The organism is Exiguobacterium sp. B2(2022) (genome assembly GCF_028823655.1).
Classification (GTDB): Bacteria; Bacillota; Bacilli; order Exiguobacteriales; family Exiguobacteriaceae; genus Exiguobacterium; species Exiguobacterium aestuarii_A.
Window position 1 is genome coordinate 15923 of record NZ_JAPEHX010000019.1, and the last position, 15018, is coordinate 30940.

Here is a 15018-nt window from a genome sequence, read left to right on the forward strand (position 1 = left end):
CATCTCACTTATTTTATCAGATTATGTGTTCGATGGCGGGGTCTTTTTTCCGACAATAAAAATCGGCTCAAGTTGCCCTGCCTCATAATGAAAGGCGAGTGCAGTCACTGGGACACGACCATTGGTAAAGAAGTCAAACATCAATTGTTGCATCGCATCATACCCTTGGTCGTTTCGGATATCGGCGATGATCATCACATCTTGATGCGGTACACCGACGAGCATATCCCCTTCGACTCGGCGCTCCATCATTCGAAGAAAATCATCGTTTAAAATGCGCGATGCCTCGTAGCCGTCTCGCGTCGATAAAAAGTAGAATGGGTTGCCGGCAACTTCATCTTGTTTCATCTCGGTCGGGAGTTTTTTGACGTTTTCCCGGGCGATGCGCTCAATCGTTTCAAGCGTCAAATCACCGGATACATGCTTCTCCTCGATTAAACGATAGCCGTTCCCGCGATCGAGCGCGTAAAAGATGGCGGTCTCCGCCGTATGCGGACTGAAAATTAGCGGTTCCCCACTTTTCGTCGTCTTTGCGAACGAGTTCGAACGAATGACCGGATAGATGGCATCCAATTTTCCAGCGAGTGAGATGTGATCATCTGCCTTCATTGCCGACTCGATGTATTCAATGACTTCATCGACTGCCACTTTGCCCCGCGTTTTCGCTTTCGCGACGATTGGTGCGAGTCGAATATTCACACCAAAGCGATCAGTTTTCCGTTCGACGCGCAACACCTCATTCTCGCGGTCATAAGATGTGCGATAATCCTCTTTAAAATTCGCTTCTAAATAGCGTCTTAACTCATTCCGTTCCATACAGGCTCACCCTAATCCATTCAAGAATGCTTCGACCTGTTCCGGCGTCTTCCGTTCGCGACCGACATAGCGATCGATTTCCTTACCATTTTCAAATGCGACAAAGCTTGGAATCCCAAAAATATCGAGTTCTTGCGCAAGTTCCATAAACTCGTCACGATCGACATAATAAAACGTCCAGTCTTCAAATTTCTGTTCGATTTCAGGCATGAACGGGTCGAGGAAACGGCAATCTCCACACCATGTTGCCGAGAACATGAAAATACTTTTTGATTCTTTTGCTTCTGTATATTCTGCCATTGTTGATAGTTGTTTCATGATTAACCACTCCTGTTCGTTTTTTCCTCACTTATAATAGCATAAGTCCTGTCACACATTCTGCTCTGCTGTTTGTTATAATCAAAGCCGAAACTAGTTGAAACAGGTGAAACCATATGAAATTGACACGAGAAAAATTGAATCCTGAAATGAAACATTTGCTCGAACAGATGGTCGGCGTCTTTGGCATGCTCGCCATCTTGCGATATGGATATTTATTTATTGATACCGATAAAACGAGACTCGAGATCTTGATTTGGCTAGTTGTGGGCTTTGCCGTCATTTATGTCCTCGAAAAGTGGCTCAAGCAACTCGCCCGTCATTTACCGATTGTACGAAAACGATATTTGATCCCAATCTATGTAATCGTCCTTTTACTGTTCCTCATCAGCTTCCGCGTCCCTCGCGAGACGGTGGATTCTGTCAAAGTCTTATTCGGTATCGGATAACATGAAAAAGCGCCGCTCTTTTAATAGTCAATTTTCATATCGTTCGGTTGAATACGTCCAGTCCTTCTCAATACAGCGTATACCGCATAACTTAACAGAGCAGGTCCAATGACTAGGAAGCCGAGGACAATGATAAAGGTGTACCAACTAAAGCCCATCGTTTCAAGCATGACAATCGGTCCGACGAGTCCACTCGTCCCCATCCCTGCCCCGGCTGCCACACTTTCTAATTCAAACAATAGAATCGCAATTGGTGCGAGGACAGCCCCAGCTAATGTAGGGGGTAAAAGAATCCACGGATTTTTCACGATATTCCCGACTTGGAGCATCGACGTACCGATTCCTTGCGCAATCGCTCCGCCGACTCCGTTATCGCGATAACTCGTAATCGCAAACCCAATCATTTGAGCTGCACATCCGACCGTCGCGGCACCAGCCGCAATACCATTCAACCCGAGCATCAAAGCGATGGCCGCACTCGAAATTGGCGCAGTCAATGCCAATCCCATGAGTGTCGCTACGACGACTCCCATGAACAATGGTTGTTGCTCCGTCCCCCACTCGATCCAACTACCGAGCTGCGTCATGAACATCCCCACATATTTTCCGATATATGTCGCTGTGAAAAAACCGACTGCGATTGTCGTAAACGGCGTCACCAAAATATCAAGCTTCGTCGATTTCGATACAAGTTTTGATACCTCAACAGCTAAAAGTGTGGCGATGTAACTACCAGCAGGTCCGAATTCGTATCCGAACGTCCCGACAACGAGTGCAGAAAATAGAATAAGAGGCGGCGCCTCAAGGGCATAAGCAATCGCAATCCCGATAGCTGGACCCGTCAGGCTCATCGCCACGTCCCCAATTTGAACGAGCGTCGCGCTTATTCCCGCAAGAGCGGTCCCTTCAAGCTGACCACCAATCGTCTTCATAATCAAGCCGATAATCAATGTACTGAACAACCCTAATGCCATATAACTAAGTGCCGTCACAAAATAAACAGACGGGCTAAGTGAGATTCCTTTTTTCTTGAACATATGAGATCCTCCTTACAATAATACAGGTGTATTGACACGAGTAAACAACATGTATAAACACCTCTATCAGTATAAGGTGTTTTCTTGAAATAGCAAGAACATCTATACAAAAAACCGTCCACTCAACATCATGAGTGAACGGCATGTACGTTTAGCGAGACGGACGTAGTGTTTCAAGCGTCGAACGGTCAAGTCGTTTCTGTATGAAGAATTGAAGCATGTGTATGGATGTAGCGTGATGCGACACCGATGACGGCTGTCGGCACACCTTCGCCACTCATATGCACGCGTCCAGCATCCGTACCGCCTGGCGAGACGAAATACTGCGTCTTAATATTTTCATCAGAAGCCGTGTCGAGCAAGAAGTCACGCATTTCAGGCGACATGACCATGACCCGGTCTAAAATTCGAATCAAGGCACCCTCACCGAGTTGTCCAAACTCCGTCTTACTTCCAGATGCATCGTTCGCCGGTGAAGCATCGAGTACGAGTGCCACGTCTGGCTGAATCAATTCAGATGCTGTCTGCGCTCCACGTAATCCAACTTCTTCTTGTACGGTAGCACCCGAGAACAAGATGTTCGGGTGATCTGCTTTTGTCGTCTCTTCTAACAATTCGACAGCAAGACCGACACCGTAACGGTTATCCCATGCTTTCGCCATAATTTTTTTCGGGTGATGAAGTGGTGTAAATGCGCTCGATGGTACTGCAGGAACACCCGGACGTACTCCCCATGATTCTGCTTCTTCTTTTGAATCGGCACCGATATCGATGAACATTTGTTTGATATCCATCGGTTTACTCATCGCATCTGGTCCGAGTAAGTGAGGCGGTGTCGACGCGACGACACCTGGGATTTTCCCGTTCGAAGTGATGATGTCAAAACGTTGTGCCATGAGCACTTGGCTCCACCATCCGCCAAGCGGTTGTATGTATAACATTCCATTCTCCGTGATGCGTGTCACCATGAAGGCAACCTCATCCATGTGACCGGCTACCATTACTTTAGGTCCCGCTTCGTCCCCAACACGTTTCCCAAAAATTGATCCGATGCCATCCGTGACGATTTCATCTGAGTGTGGTTCAATTCGTTCACGTACGAACTGACGAACTTCTGACTCGAACCCCGGAGCTCCCGGTAGTTCTGTTAACGTCTTGAATAAATCTCTCGTCTTTTGATCCATCTTTTATCATCCCTTCTTAACCGTTCTTGTCTCATTATATACAAAAGTTTTGATAGGATGCGAATGCTTTTCATTCCATTCGGGTACAGGTTTTGGTACGATGTACATGATAGCCATAGTTCAAGGGGAGGTAGTCATATGAAAAAAAGGTATTGGTTTATTGGAATCGGGGTTGCCGTCATTGCCGCACTTATGACGAAAAAGGCTTTAGATGAACGTAGCTTATCTGCAGAAAACGCGTTGGAATACACAAAACGTGCTTTCTCAGCTAAAGGTCATGTCCAAGGGGCATGGATCTCTGCATCACCTGAGATTTACACATACGACGGTCGTGAATACGATGTCTACAAAGGTGGAATCTCGGTTCTTGAGAACGACGAAGAAAAAACGTATGAGTTCACAGTCGACTCTGAGACTGGCGCTTTACTCGAATATGCATGACACGAAACCGACGAATGATTCGTCGGTTTTTTTGTTTAGTTACAGCGAAAGAGTGGAAAATTGAAATTGGTAGTTTTCAATTTAAAAAAGGAGTGATCTCGCGTGAAAAAGCTAATCGGTGAGGCAAGTGAACTCGTATCGCAAATGGTAGAAGGAATGGTCCATGCCCATCCTGAACTGTACGGTCGTGTCGAAGGATTCAATGTCATCTGTCGGGCGAACGGTGCAAAATCCGGTAAGGTCGGGCTCGTCTCGGGTGGTGGTAGCGGACACGAACCGGCACACGCCGGTTATGTCGGAGACGGCATGCTCGATGCGGCAGTTTGCGGGGAAGTCTTTACATCCCCTACTCCGGACATGGTGCTTGAAGGAATCAAAGCAGCTGACGGTGGCAACGGTGTCTTGTTGATCGTCAAAAATTATTCGGGGGATGTCATGAACTTCGAACTCGCCGCCGAATTGGCTGAAGGAGACGGGATTAAAGTCGACCATGTCGTCGTCGCCGATGACGTCGCGATTTCAAACAAGGAAGACCGTCGTGGTGTTGCTGGTACCGTCTTCGTTCATAAAATCGCAGGTGCCGCTGCAGCAAGCGGTAAATCACTCGAGGAAGTTAAATCGATTGCAGAAAAAGTCGCATCACACGTCCGCTCAATGGGGATGGCGGTAGAACCTTGCTACATGCCAGTGAGTGGAAAACCAGGTTTCGACTTGAACGAGGAAGAAATGGAAATCGGGATCGGGATTCACGGGGAGCGCGGTGTCGAACGTAAACCAACGAGTGATGTCGACCAAATCGTCGATGACCTTCTCGGCCATTTGAAAAAAGAAGTTGAGCCTGGCGAAGTCGCCGTTATGGTAAATGGAATGGGTGGGACTCCATTGTCCGAACTATATGTGACGTATCATTTCGTCGCGCAAAAACTCGAAGCTGCTGGATATACGCTGAAACGTAAATATGTCGGGAACTACATGACGTCACTCGAGATGCACGGATTCTCGATTACCCTTTTACCGCTTGATGATGAGATGACCACTTATCTGGATGCTCCATCGGAAGCACTTGGATTTAAACTTTGATGAATGAGGTGTTTGTTTTATGTTGACGATTGATCGGATGAAGCAAGCGTTACGCGACACACAAGTCGGGATTGAAGACCAAAAAGACACACTGACAGATTTAGACCGTGCCATCGGGGATGGAGATCACGGGATCAACATGTCCCGTGGTTTCGACGCGGTCTCTTCCATTTTAGATGAAGAGTATGACTCTCTCGGTGCGCTTAGTAAAAAAGTAGGGATGACCCTGATGTCAAAAGTAGGCGGTGCGGCTGGTCCATTATATGGTTCTGCTTTCGTCAAGATGGCGACCAAGTTCGGGGATGCGACCGAAGCCGACTTTGACCTTCTCAAAGAAGCACTCCAAGAAGGTTCAAATTCGATTAAAGCGCGAGGAAAGTCAGAAGTCGGTCAGAAAACGATGGTCGACGTTTGGGACCCGTTCCTCGAACATGTGAAACAAGGGGACGACTACAAACAACAGTTAGACGAACTTGTGCAAAAAACGGAAGATATGGTGGCAACGAAAGGTCGAGCTTCCTACTTCGGTGAAAATTCGCGTGGGACGGTCGACCCAGGTGCCCTCTCCAGTTCGATTCTGTTAGCCGCGATTATGAAGGAGGTCGATTGACATCGTCGAATTGATTATCGTCTCGCACAGTGCAAAAATTGCGGAAGGGATCCAAGATCTCATGAAAGAGATGGCACCATCCGTCCCCATCCATCTAGCCGGCGGTCTCGAAGACGGTTCGATTGGAACAGACGTCACGCGCATCTTGGAGGCACTCGACCAAGTCGAAGGGGAAGCGCTTCTTCTCAGCGATATCGGTTCGGCGACGATGAACGCCGAACTTGCCATCGACATGTACGAAGGAAGTAAAGAGGTCGCATTTTTCGACGGTCCGATTGTCGAAAGTGCATTCATCGCTTCAGTTTCCTCAGGAAACGACATGTCTCTCACAGATATCGTCGAACAGTTGAAGCAACAATGAAAAAGTACCGTTGTCATTCTTTTCATATACGGCATTCATATATGAGCTTGTTGAATAGAAACGTGGTACGACCAAGAACAAAATGAGTGCTGGAATCGCAATCAATAGAAGCAATACCAATACCGGCAACCAGTAGACAATTTGTTGACCGAGCATATCGATGTTCGCATCTGCGAATTCGGCTGCTCCTTCAACTTCTACGAGATCTGCTGATGAGAGGATCTTGTTGTCTGTCGTATCAAAGTAATGATACTCGGTTTTACGTGTGATGAAGATCCCATCACGAATCGTATCGAGTTCTACGACAGCCGCGATCACTTCGTTGCCATTTGAATGGCGAAGCGTCTCTTCTTTGATGATTTCAGCTGTTCCTTCTTTATAATCGTAATGCGTCGCTTTCAAATCCTCTTCGAGTGCGTCCAAGAACGCTTCGTTCGCTGAGGTATTCATTGGTGCGATTGTTAGAATGAAGATTACTGCAAGCAGGCTTGCCCATGCTTTTTTCAACATCCCCATGTTCCCCCTTCTCTTATTCCAGTTTAGCGTCATTCCTATTGTACCAAGAAGAAAGAAAAAAGTGTGAAGAAAATACTATTAAAATAAGAAAAAAGCGTGTCAATTTTTCGGACGGAATACAGCTTCCATTCGATAAATCGGCTGACCGAGCGCACTGAAGCGCTCTTCATACTCTGTTCGAATATTATCTTCCGGTTCATTTACATGCAAATCAAGTGAAATTTCTGTGAAGAACATCCCGTATTGACTCATGCTTTGAAGAGAGTATTCAAAGAGTCCGCGGTTGTCCGTCTTGAAATGAATCTCCCCTGCTTTCGGAAGAATCGCTTCATATGTCGCTAAAAATGTCTTGTACGTCAAGCGACGTTTCGCATGGCGTGTTTTCGGCCAAGGGTCCGAGAAGTTTAAGTATACGCGGTCGACTTCTCCAGCTTCAAAATATTCGACGAGTCGCTTCGCATCAACCGTCAGTACTCTTACGTTCGGCATCGGTGTCTCGACGAGCTTTTGAACGATTGAGACAGCTACGCTTTCAAATAGTTCGATTGCGATAAAGTTCACGTCCGGATGTTGTTTTGCCATCCCTAAAATGAATTGTCCTTTCCCTGAACCGACTTCGATAAAGAGCGGGTGGTCATTGCCGAACTCGGCGTCCCACTTCCCTTTTAATTGTTCAGGATGTTGAATAAATACGTGTTCTTGAGCTTCCATATATTCTTTTGCCCAAGGCTTATGTCGTAAACGCATGGAAATCCTACCTTTCGTTCATCAAATGTTCAAGTTTAATGGGAATATGCACGTTACGTACGAGCAGTCCTCTTGCGATTATACACGAAATCATAGTTTAATGAACGTGAATCATCCTTCACAAGGAGGTTAGATACGATGAGTACATTAGATCAATTCTTAATTTTTTATGCCGCTCCACTTACGTTTTTCGCAGGCGTTATCGCAACGTTCGTTTGGGCTTACTTCATGAATCCGGACGACATCTAAACACATTCAAAAAGGGGTGGCGCACAGCCATCCCTTTTAATTGATTCGTTCATACGCCTCATCGATTAATTCGCGCAGTACATGAAAACCTTCTGTTCGTGCTGCATCGTTTCGTTCCCCATAAATCGTTAAAATCGTTTGGGCAATCGCATACCAATGCATTCGATTATGAAGTTCACTCGAAACCTCGACCCCATAATGCGTGAACCAACGCTCCCATTCCGCCTCTTCGACATAGCTATAGACTACCATCGCCAAATCAAAGGCACGGTCCGCGATGATCGCATCGTCCCAATCCGTCAAATAGAGAAGACCGTTTTCATCTTCGATCCAATTGTTGTGATTTAAATCAGAGTGGCATACGACGAACTCTTGCTCGTCGACTTTAGGCAAATGGTGTTTTAACCATTGAATCGCCTCTCCAATCGTTGGATCTGTCTCGTCTTGTTCATATGCTTCACACTGACGAAGCAACAAGTGCGGCGTCACCGGTGTGTGATTTAATTGTTGTAACATGAATAATAGCTCTTTCGAATCATGAATCTTTCCGAGTTGTGCCGCGACATCTGGTCGCTTCATATCTTCTGGTGAAAGTTCGCGGCTCTCAATGAATTGTTGGGCACTTAATACGTCCCCGTTAAACATCCGCTTTGTCCAAAGAAGTTTCGGAACAATTCCTTCCGCTGAAAGAATTGCCAAGAATGGAGAAGAGTTCCGTTTCACAAAAATCTTCTGTTGGCGCGTCGTCGCTACATACGCTTCGCCCGTAATACCTCCGGCAGAAGCGACTGTCCACTCTTTACCGAGCGCACCGACTATATCTGAATACATATTCATCACGCTCAAATCTTACTTGAATTAAAGAGATACAATCAACATCTTAACACGCGAGAATCGTCATTGACAACGACTCGACTTGAATGTGTGACGGGTTTCTTTCAATCGGGACGAGGCTAGCAGTCTCCCCCTGAACGTAGACGTTCCATTTCGCATCGCTCTCGAATGACAGTTTTTCGAACGTTCCATTAATATATACGCGTACCCGCTGCCAAGCGTCATACGAGTGGCTCGCCGTCAGTTCATAAATGATGACGCCCGGCGGCGACGGCAGGAATGTGAAATGGTCGATGACTTCCTGACGTGAATCGTAACGGAAGCATGTATGCAGTCGTCGCAATTTCAATAGCGTCTTCACATACTCGATCTCACTGATTCGCGCATCGCGTAAGTCCCAATCGAAATGATTGATGTGATCTGGTGAATTATAGCTATTCTCCACGCCATGTTTCGTTCGACCGAACTCTTGACCCGCGTGGATAAATGGGATCCCTTGAGACGTGATGACGACCGCATTGGCGAGTCGCTGCATTGCGAGGCGAGTCGCTTCATCAACCCCTTCACACGACAACTGTAATTTGTCATAAATCGTATAATTGTCATGGGCTTCGGCATAGTTGATTGAATACGTCGGACTCGGGAAACGTCCAACCGTCACGTTCGGGATATGGACGGCCCCGGTCAGACATTCACGGAGCTCCCATTCTCGCCACTCATTTCCTGAAATGAATCCACGTTCTCGGTCATTGAAGGTCGAGCCTTTTAGAGCATCTCGAATCATATCGTTAAAGTGTCCGATACGAGGCATTCGGGCTGCATTTTGCGAAGTCGCCTTCAAGGACTGTCCGAGAGGTGTCGCCAAGTCCCACCCTTCTCCATACACAAGGATGGACGGGTCAACTTTATCAAGGGCGGCTCGCACCTGATTCATCGTCTCGACGTCATGGATTCCCATCAAGTCGAAACGGAATCCGTCCACTCGATAAGTTGTGGCAAAGTATGAAACGAAGTCGACAATCATTCGCCGCATCATATAACGTTCCGATGCCGTATCATTCCCGACACCGGTCCCGTTTGCGACCGTTCCGTCATGCTCATACCGAAAATAATAATAAGGGACGAGCGCCTCGAGCGGTGAATGTTCACGAATATAGATGTGATTCATCACGACGTCTGTGACGACACGAAGACCTGACCGGTGGAGGTCCGCGACAAGTGACGCGTACTCGAATACCCGACTCATCGGCACATCGGGTCTTGAGGCATAACTTCCTTCAAGTCCGAACCAATGAATTGGGTCATAGCCCCAGTTGTACGGCATACGAGTTGCCTCATCGACACTTCCAAAATCATGGACAGGGAGCAACTGGACATGCGTCACGCCAAGTTCTTTTAAATAGTCGAGTCCGGCACTATTGCCTGCTTTCGTCCGAACTCCTTTTTCAGACACCCCACCGTACAGTCCTTTCAATTGACTCAAGGATGAGGGATGGCTTGTGAAGTCTCGGATGTGAAGTTCATAGATGACGGCATCCGTTGCCTTCCATAAAGGGGGGCGCACGGCTTGTTCGACCTGTTTCTGGACAAATCGTGCCACATCTTGCAATACACCATACTCACCGTTCAAACTGACGGCTCGCGCATAAGGGTCGACGACTTGCCTCGTGTCGACCGGTGTCTTCACTTCTATGCGATATAACATTCCTTGGAACGCTTGTGGTATTTCACCACTCCATTCCCCACGTGTGCCGCGGTGCATATGGAAGCGTTCGAGTTCACGGTGGTTCGTGTCATCATGGACGGTAATCCACATCGAGAGTGCGACAGGCGACCATACGGTCACTTCCATCCCGTGTGGCGTAAATGACACACCAAGTGGCCCATCATATGAGAACCGACGTTCGAACTCTTCGGAGCGCACTATTTCTCGTGGAACGATGACCGTCGTCTTTTGTCCCGGATGAAACACTGTATACATCATGTCTAAAGAAATGGGTTCATATAGTCGCAGAATTTGTTCAATCATCCCTGATTCGTTCACATGTTGCTGTTCGACCATGTAGTCGATCGGGCGTCCATTCTGTTCAATTTGTACTGGAACGGATTCATATTCGCGCACAATCTCAAGTTGTATGGTCTCAAATGATACGAAAGACGCGCTCTCAATCGTTACATGCGAGGCAGTCTTTTGATCTGGTGTGTGATGCATATGCGTCCCTTCCTCTCAATCACTGATCCATAAATTGACGAAACGGCATCTTGGCTGTCACTTCTAACAATGTAGCGACATCGCGAACTTGTTGCGCTTTTACAATTGTTGCACGCCCATTCACTTGTTTCATCCACTCTTTATACTCATTTCGTCCCACATAATGCGTCGTTCGAACGCTCGGGACGTTATCAAAATAACCATCTGCTGCAATGACGACCTTTTGAAGGACACCCGCATAGTTCGGTATAATTTGTCGAACAAGTTCTTCGGTGCGAGTCAACGCAATGAGCGGGTTCACTACACGAGTATTTTCCCCTTTCAGCGGTTGATGAACCCACGTCTTCTCTTTCGATATGTGATAGATGCTTCTGTCTCCCTCGAGCCACTCTATGATATAGAGATGCGTAGGACCGACAAGGAGATGACTTAATTCAACGGTCGCACCGTTCCACTCAATGACGGGACGATAAAAGAAGAAGTGTCGTTCATTCCATTCGGAACGCATCACGCGATATGCAAAATCTCTCGTGAATGCCAAATGTGGTAAATCTGCCTCAAGTACTCCTTCACAAGCAAATTGCAGTTTTTGAATGTGTCGGCGCTCTCGAAGTAATTTCTGATACTGTGATTCGGCGAGTGGTTTCGGTTCTAGTTCAATCCGTTCCGACTTCGCCCAAAATTTCCACCACGGCCGATCAATCTCAAGCACTTCGACTGGACTTAGTCGATTGTTTTCATGAAGACGCTGCAATCGGGCCGTATCGGATTCTACATATTCCAAATAGCGATTGTATTGATCTAATACATCACGTTCATATTTTGAGATTACGTCAAAAATTTTAACCGGGATTGCCATATGTCCTCCTCTGGCCGTCTTAACGGAAATACTTCAATCGCCCTATAGGACGGAGTATGATTCGGCTGCACTTCATACAAGATCACTTCTTCCACCGACTCGGTTACGCTGAACTCGGGTGGGACGTAAGCAACCCGTTCCCCTTTGTCCCACTTTTTTGCGAGAGTGACATGAGGGACGAATGTTTTTCGGTCTAAATTCGGAATCAATGCGACGAGCTCTTGACGCAGCGCCGTCGCAAATCGCTGAAGAGCATCTGACGCATCAGGTACAATCGTCAACACGCGTGGACGGTCCGTTCTCCCGAAATGGTCGATGGCATGAAACGTCAACGTGAACGGAAGGGTTTCTTGACTGATTCTTCTAGTGATTTCTTTCACTTCATCCAGCTCTTCACCATCGATCCCCCCTAAAAATTGTATCGTCAAATGAAACTCGTCCGGTCGATAAATTCGCCGATACGAGTAATACGGTAAGATGGCTTGTTGCACAGCGGCGAGTTCGGCCGCTTCGATTGGAATCGCAATAAAATAATGCGTGCTCATCTGATTCATCCTTTCAGTGCGCGACGTGTCAGTCCAATCCAAATCACTGCCCCGATTGCCGTGACGATCGTATACATCCAAAATACGCCGATGATGTCATCGAGTTCGATGATTGTACCACTCAACTTGTTGAATCCCGCTGTCGCAAGTCCCGAAGTCAACGCCATGTAAACACCGATTGCCGTTGAAGAGACTTGACGGTCGACAAGTTTCCGGACGAACTGAAGCGCGACCGGAATTAAAAGTCCGACGACAAGACCTTGTGCAATCGCCAGAAGCCAAACAACCCAAATGGGCGGCTCTAATGCAAGGATTCCATTTCGCATGGCCGAGATGGCTGCCGCCCCGACGAGTACCGGGACACTGCCAAAGCGTTCTACAAATTGTGACGCCACTTTCATGAAGGGAATTTCAAACAAAACCGCGACGAGGAATAGTGTTCCGACGAGCGTCGTCGATCCCCCGCTACTTGTCACGTACAATCCAAAATAATAGTTGTTCGCATAAATTGGTCCGAAGACGAGCATGCCCCCGAGCAGAAAGAATAAGAAGGACTTATTCCATACAGCTGTCCATGAGATCGGAGCTAACGTGACGTCACGAATCGAGCTCTTTTCCGGAATCATTCGGACGAACACACTTCCGAGGATCAGTAGGACGGCACTTAATACGAACGTACTAGCAAGGCCCCACGTCGTATCGGAAATCCACCCCATCGCAAACACCGCGATGGCAAAACCTGCCGACCCATACAAACGAATCGCTCCATAATCCACTTTTGAACGTGTCGTATAGTCGAGTGTCATCATATCGACGAGCGGAATGTGTGCACATTGGAATACAGACCAAATCACCATGAGCATCACAATCCATACATATGAAGTTGCCACTAAAAAAGTAAACGAAATAAGGGCTGCGCTTAACATCGCTAACATGAGCCACGCCTTCACCCGCCCGGTGCGGTCGGTCAACATTCCCCAAAGTGGTTGTACACCAATCGAAAGAATGGGAAGAATGGCCACGATATTTCCGACTTGACTAGGACTCAGTCCGAATTGATCTTGTGAAAAATATAAAGCCATGTAAGGGATCAATGCCCCTTGTGCGAAGAAAATGGCGACATATACAGATTGAAACAATCTTTTTTGCGAATTCAATGATAACTTCCTTCCTAAAGGACAGAGAGCCGACTACATCAGTCAGCTCTCCACGGTTCTTATTTAGCGAGCTCGTAAATCGCTTCAGCATAAATCGCTGCTGCGCGTAATAAATCTTCTATCTCCATATATTCATCGACCTGATGCGCCACATCTTTAGCGCCTGGGAACAATGCACCGAATGCGACCCCCGCCTCGAGTGAACGGGCGTAAGTTCCCCCACCAATTGCCATCAAGTTGGCATGCTCCCCCGTCTGACGTTCGTAAACACTCGCGAGCGTCTTCACGAGCGGATGATCTTCAGCCACGTGATGCGGTGGCATATGTTGACGCGTCTTCAATTCGAAACCGAGCGACAACGCGATTTCACGTAGGTTTTGCAACCGCTCTTCAAACTTCGCCGTATAAGGGTAGCGAAGGTTAACCGTAGCCGTGCGCTCATCTTCGTGATAGCGGAACACACCACCGTTGATTGTCAAATCACCTGTCTCGTCACTCGCCTCAATCCCGAGCGAAATGCCGCGAGAATCGGCAAACACATGACGAACGAGTTCAATATAGCGTTCCCCTTGAATATCGAGAGGAAGGTGCAACAAGAATCCAGCGAGGACGTAGGCCGCGTTGATCCCGTTATCCGGTTCCATCGCGTGTGCCGCTTTTCCTTTCATCGTGAACGTATATGTGCCGCGATCATACACGCACGTCCCGTCCGCTTCATACTTTTCAAGATAAGCCTCGAACTTTTCTTCGAGTACCTCGTCTGTTTTCAATTCAGCTTTCGCGAAGTCCGGCACCATATTCGGACGCTCTCCACTCGTGAATGAGAGAAGGTGATACGCCGACTCTGGTGCGCGTTGAATCGGAAGTTGTGTCAATACACCGTCATATAGCCCTTTCTCTGCGTTAATGATTGGGAAGTCAGCGTCTGGTGCAAAGCCGTATGTCGGCATCTGTTCTTGTTTAAAATATTCGCGGACACAGCGCCACTCGCTCTCCTCGTCACAACCTGCGATCAGGCGGACACGTTTCGAGAGTGGTAACCCGAGTTCTTTGACGATGCGTAAACCATAGTAAGCAGCCATCGATGGTCCTTTATCATCATTACTTCCACGAGCGACGATTTTTCCGTCCGATGTAATCGTCGGATTGAACGCACCATACGTCCACCCTTCGCCTGCAGGGACGACATCAAGGTGACATAAGATCCCGACGATGTCCTCACCGTCCCCATACTCCAAGTGTCCTGCATATCCACCGACGTCTTTCGTTTTAAAGCCATCTCGCTCACCAAGCTCAAACATGTAGTCGAGCGCTTTTCGAACCTCTGGCCCGAATGGCATGTTCGGCGCGGCTTTTGATTCATCGAGCACGCTAGGGATTTGTAATAATCCTTTTAAATCTTCTAAAAATGCATCTTTACGATTGTCGACTTCTTGTCTCCAATTCATGTTCATCTCCCCTTTTGCGAATGTTCTCTCCCTTACTAGTATATCCAAATGAATGAAAGACGAACATTCATTTAGAAAAGTTTTTTTCGTTCGTGTTTGACCTCATTTTAAATACAAAAAAACAATCTTCATTCGATATTTACGTTCATAATCAA

18 protein-coding genes are annotated in these 15018 nt (G+C 47.3%); 6 read left to right on the forward strand and 12 right to left on the reverse strand.

The window, feature by feature from the left end:
* Positions 1-21 precede the first annotated feature (21 nt).
* Both ON063_RS05315 and ON063_RS05320 read right to left on the reverse strand, forming a co-directional pair.
* Positions 22-816 (reverse strand): DUF1444 family protein, encoded by a 795-nt coding sequence (locus ON063_RS05315; protein ID WP_214782144.1) that lies wholly within the window; start codon positions 814-816, stop codon positions 22-24.
* 6 nt (positions 817-822) lie between these two features.
* The gene (locus tag ON063_RS05320) at positions 823-1134 is read right to left on the reverse strand and encodes a thioredoxin family protein (RefSeq protein WP_074033461.1); all 312 of its coding nucleotides are present in this window, start codon (positions 1132-1134) and stop codon (positions 823-825) included.
* A 116-nt stretch (positions 1135-1250) separates the two neighbouring features.
* Between ON063_RS05320 and ON063_RS05325 the strand changes: the two genes are divergently transcribed.
* Positions 1251-1583 (forward strand): hypothetical protein, encoded by a 333-nt coding sequence (locus ON063_RS05325; RefSeq protein WP_274664472.1) that lies wholly within the window; start codon positions 1251-1253, stop codon positions 1581-1583.
* Between the two features lie 20 nt (positions 1584-1603).
* Here the strand turns inward: ON063_RS05325 and ON063_RS05330 are convergent, their stop codons facing one another.
* The gene (locus ON063_RS05330; protein WP_274664473.1) at positions 1604-2620 is read right to left on the reverse strand and encodes a PTS transporter subunit IIC; all 1017 of its coding nucleotides are present in this window, start codon (positions 2618-2620) and stop codon (positions 1604-1606) included.
* Between the two features lie 188 nt (positions 2621-2808).
* On the reverse strand, positions 2809-3804 hold the full coding sequence (locus tag ON063_RS05335; protein WP_274664474.1) for a M42 family metallopeptidase: 996 nt from the start codon (positions 3802-3804) through the stop codon (positions 2809-2811).
* Positions 3805-3942: 138 nt separating this feature from the next.
* Between ON063_RS05335 and ON063_RS05340 the strand changes: the two genes are divergently transcribed.
* The 4 genes from ON063_RS05340 (at position 3943) to ON063_RS05355 (ending at position 6296) form a co-directional block, all read left to right on the forward strand.
* Complete coding sequence (locus ON063_RS05340; protein ID WP_012726763.1) at positions 3943-4245, forward strand: PepSY domain-containing protein; 303 nt, start codon at positions 3943-3945, stop codon at positions 4243-4245.
* Positions 4246-4347: 102 nt separating this feature from the next.
* A complete protein-coding gene (dhaK, locus tag ON063_RS05345; protein WP_274664475.1) occupies positions 4348-5325 on the forward strand; it encodes a dihydroxyacetone kinase subunit DhaK in 978 nt (325 codons plus the stop codon).
* Between the two features lie 19 nt (positions 5326-5344).
* The gene (gene dhaL, locus ON063_RS05350) at positions 5345-5935 is read left to right on the forward strand and encodes a dihydroxyacetone kinase subunit DhaL (protein ID WP_214746384.1); all 591 of its coding nucleotides are present in this window, start codon (positions 5345-5347) and stop codon (positions 5933-5935) included.
* A gap of 61 nt (positions 5936-5996) precedes the next feature.
* Entirely contained in the window at positions 5997-6296 is a 300-nt protein-coding gene (locus ON063_RS05355; RefSeq protein ID WP_251126884.1) for a PTS sugar transporter subunit IIA domain-containing protein, read from the forward strand.
* On the opposite strand, the gene ON063_RS05360 is transcribed toward ON063_RS05355, so the two are convergent.
* Positions 6243-6806 carry a hypothetical protein gene (locus ON063_RS05360; protein ID WP_274664476.1) on the reverse strand — a complete coding sequence of 188 codons (564 nt, stop codon included), beginning with the start codon at positions 6804-6806 and terminating at the stop codon, positions 6243-6245. The two genes, ON063_RS05355 and ON063_RS05360, sit on opposite strands and share 54 nt — an antisense overlap.
* A gap of 105 nt (positions 6807-6911) precedes the next feature.
* Entirely contained in the window at positions 6912-7559 is a 648-nt protein-coding gene (gene trmB, locus ON063_RS05365) for a tRNA (guanosine(46)-N7)-methyltransferase TrmB (protein WP_074033469.1), read from the reverse strand.
* A gap of 138 nt (positions 7560-7697) precedes the next feature.
* On the opposite strand from trmB, the gene ON063_RS14900 reads away from it, so the two are divergent.
* Positions 7698-7808, forward strand: a complete 111-nt coding sequence (locus ON063_RS14900) for a hypothetical protein (protein ID WP_012726769.1) — start codon at positions 7698-7700, stop codon at positions 7806-7808.
* A gap of 36 nt (positions 7809-7844) precedes the next feature.
* Here the strand turns inward: ON063_RS14900 and ON063_RS05370 are convergent, their stop codons facing one another.
* Genes ON063_RS05370 through pepV form a run of 6 tightly spaced genes read right to left on the reverse strand, consistent with a single transcriptional unit; the run spans position 7845 to position 14863 of the window.
* Positions 7845-8639 (reverse strand): phosphotransferase family protein, encoded by a 795-nt coding sequence (locus tag ON063_RS05370; RefSeq protein ID WP_214782134.1) that lies wholly within the window; start codon positions 8637-8639, stop codon positions 7845-7847.
* A 49-nt stretch (positions 8640-8688) separates the two neighbouring features.
* Positions 8689-10854, reverse strand: a complete 2166-nt coding sequence (gene pulA, locus ON063_RS05375; RefSeq protein WP_274664477.1) for a type I pullulanase — start codon at positions 10852-10854, stop codon at positions 8689-8691.
* Positions 10855-10873: 19 nt separating this feature from the next.
* Positions 10874-11713, reverse strand: coding sequence for an NERD domain-containing protein (locus tag ON063_RS05380; protein WP_274664478.1), 840 nt, complete (start codon positions 11711-11713; stop codon positions 10874-10876).
* Positions 11683-12258: an RNA 2',3'-cyclic phosphodiesterase gene (gene thpR, locus ON063_RS05385; RefSeq protein ID WP_274664479.1), complete on the reverse strand. Its 576-nt coding sequence runs from the start codon at positions 12256-12258 to the stop codon at positions 11683-11685. The genes ON063_RS05380 and thpR overlap by 31 nt, the downstream gene beginning before the upstream one ends.
* A gap of 5 nt (positions 12259-12263) precedes the next feature.
* The gene (locus ON063_RS05390) at positions 12264-13415 is read right to left on the reverse strand and encodes an MFS transporter (RefSeq protein WP_274664480.1); all 1152 of its coding nucleotides are present in this window, start codon (positions 13413-13415) and stop codon (positions 12264-12266) included.
* Positions 13416-13474: 59 nt separating this feature from the next.
* Complete coding sequence (pepV, locus tag ON063_RS05395; protein ID WP_274664481.1) at positions 13475-14863, reverse strand: dipeptidase PepV; 1389 nt, start codon at positions 14861-14863, stop codon at positions 13475-13477.
* Positions 14864-15018: the final 155 nt, after the last annotated feature.

What these genes read in the sequence shown, in the direction of transcription:
- ON063_RS05315 (WP_214782144.1), bottom strand. Translation starts at nt 816, where the DNA reads ATGGAACGGAATGAGTTAAGACGCTATTTAGAAGCGAATTTTAAAGAG.
- ON063_RS05320 (WP_074033461.1), bottom strand. Translation starts at nt 1,134, where the DNA reads ATGAAACAACTATCAACAATGGCAGAATATACAGAAGCAAAAGAATCA.
- ON063_RS05325 (WP_274664472.1), top strand. Translation starts at nt 1,251, where the DNA reads ATGAAATTGACACGAGAAAAATTGAATCCTGAAATGAAACATTTGCTC.
- ON063_RS05330 (WP_274664473.1), bottom strand. Translation starts at nt 2,620, where the DNA reads ATGTTCAAGAAAAAAGGAATCTCACTTAGCCCGTCTGTTTATTTTGTG.
- ON063_RS05335 (WP_274664474.1), bottom strand. Translation starts at nt 3,804, where the DNA reads ATGGATCAAAAGACGAGAGATTTATTCAAGACGTTAACAGAACTACCG.
- ON063_RS05340 (WP_012726763.1), top strand. Translation starts at nt 3,943, where the DNA reads ATGAAAAAAAGGTATTGGTTTATTGGAATCGGGGTTGCCGTCATTGCC.
- dhaL (WP_214746384.1), top strand. Translation starts at nt 5,345, where the DNA reads ATGTTGACGATTGATCGGATGAAGCAAGCGTTACGCGACACACAAGTC.
- ON063_RS05355 (WP_251126884.1), top strand. Translation starts at nt 5,997, where the DNA reads ATGAAAGAGATGGCACCATCCGTCCCCATCCATCTAGCCGGCGGTCTC.
- ON063_RS05360 (WP_274664476.1), bottom strand. Translation starts at nt 6,806, where the DNA reads ATGTTGAAAAAAGCATGGGCAAGCCTGCTTGCAGTAATCTTCATTCTA.
- trmB (WP_074033469.1), bottom strand. Translation starts at nt 7,559, where the DNA reads ATGCGTTTACGACATAAGCCTTGGGCAAAAGAATATATGGAAGCTCAA.
- ON063_RS14900 (WP_012726769.1), top strand. Translation starts at nt 7,698, where the DNA reads ATGAGTACATTAGATCAATTCTTAATTTTTTATGCCGCTCCACTTACG.
- ON063_RS05370 (WP_214782134.1), bottom strand. Translation starts at nt 8,639, where the DNA reads ATGTATTCAGATATAGTCGGTGCGCTCGGTAAAGAGTGGACAGTCGCT.
- pulA (WP_274664477.1), bottom strand. Translation starts at nt 10,854, where the DNA reads ATGCATCACACACCAGATCAAAAGACTGCCTCGCATGTAACGATTGAG.
- ON063_RS05380 (WP_274664478.1), bottom strand. Translation starts at nt 11,713, where the DNA reads ATGGCAATCCCGGTTAAAATTTTTGACGTAATCTCAAAATATGAACGT.
- thpR (WP_274664479.1), bottom strand. Translation starts at nt 12,258, where the DNA reads ATGAGCACGCATTATTTTATTGCGATTCCAATCGAAGCGGCCGAACTC.
- pepV (WP_274664481.1), bottom strand. Translation starts at nt 14,863, where the DNA reads ATGAATTGGAGACAAGAAGTCGACAATCGTAAAGATGCATTTTTAGAA.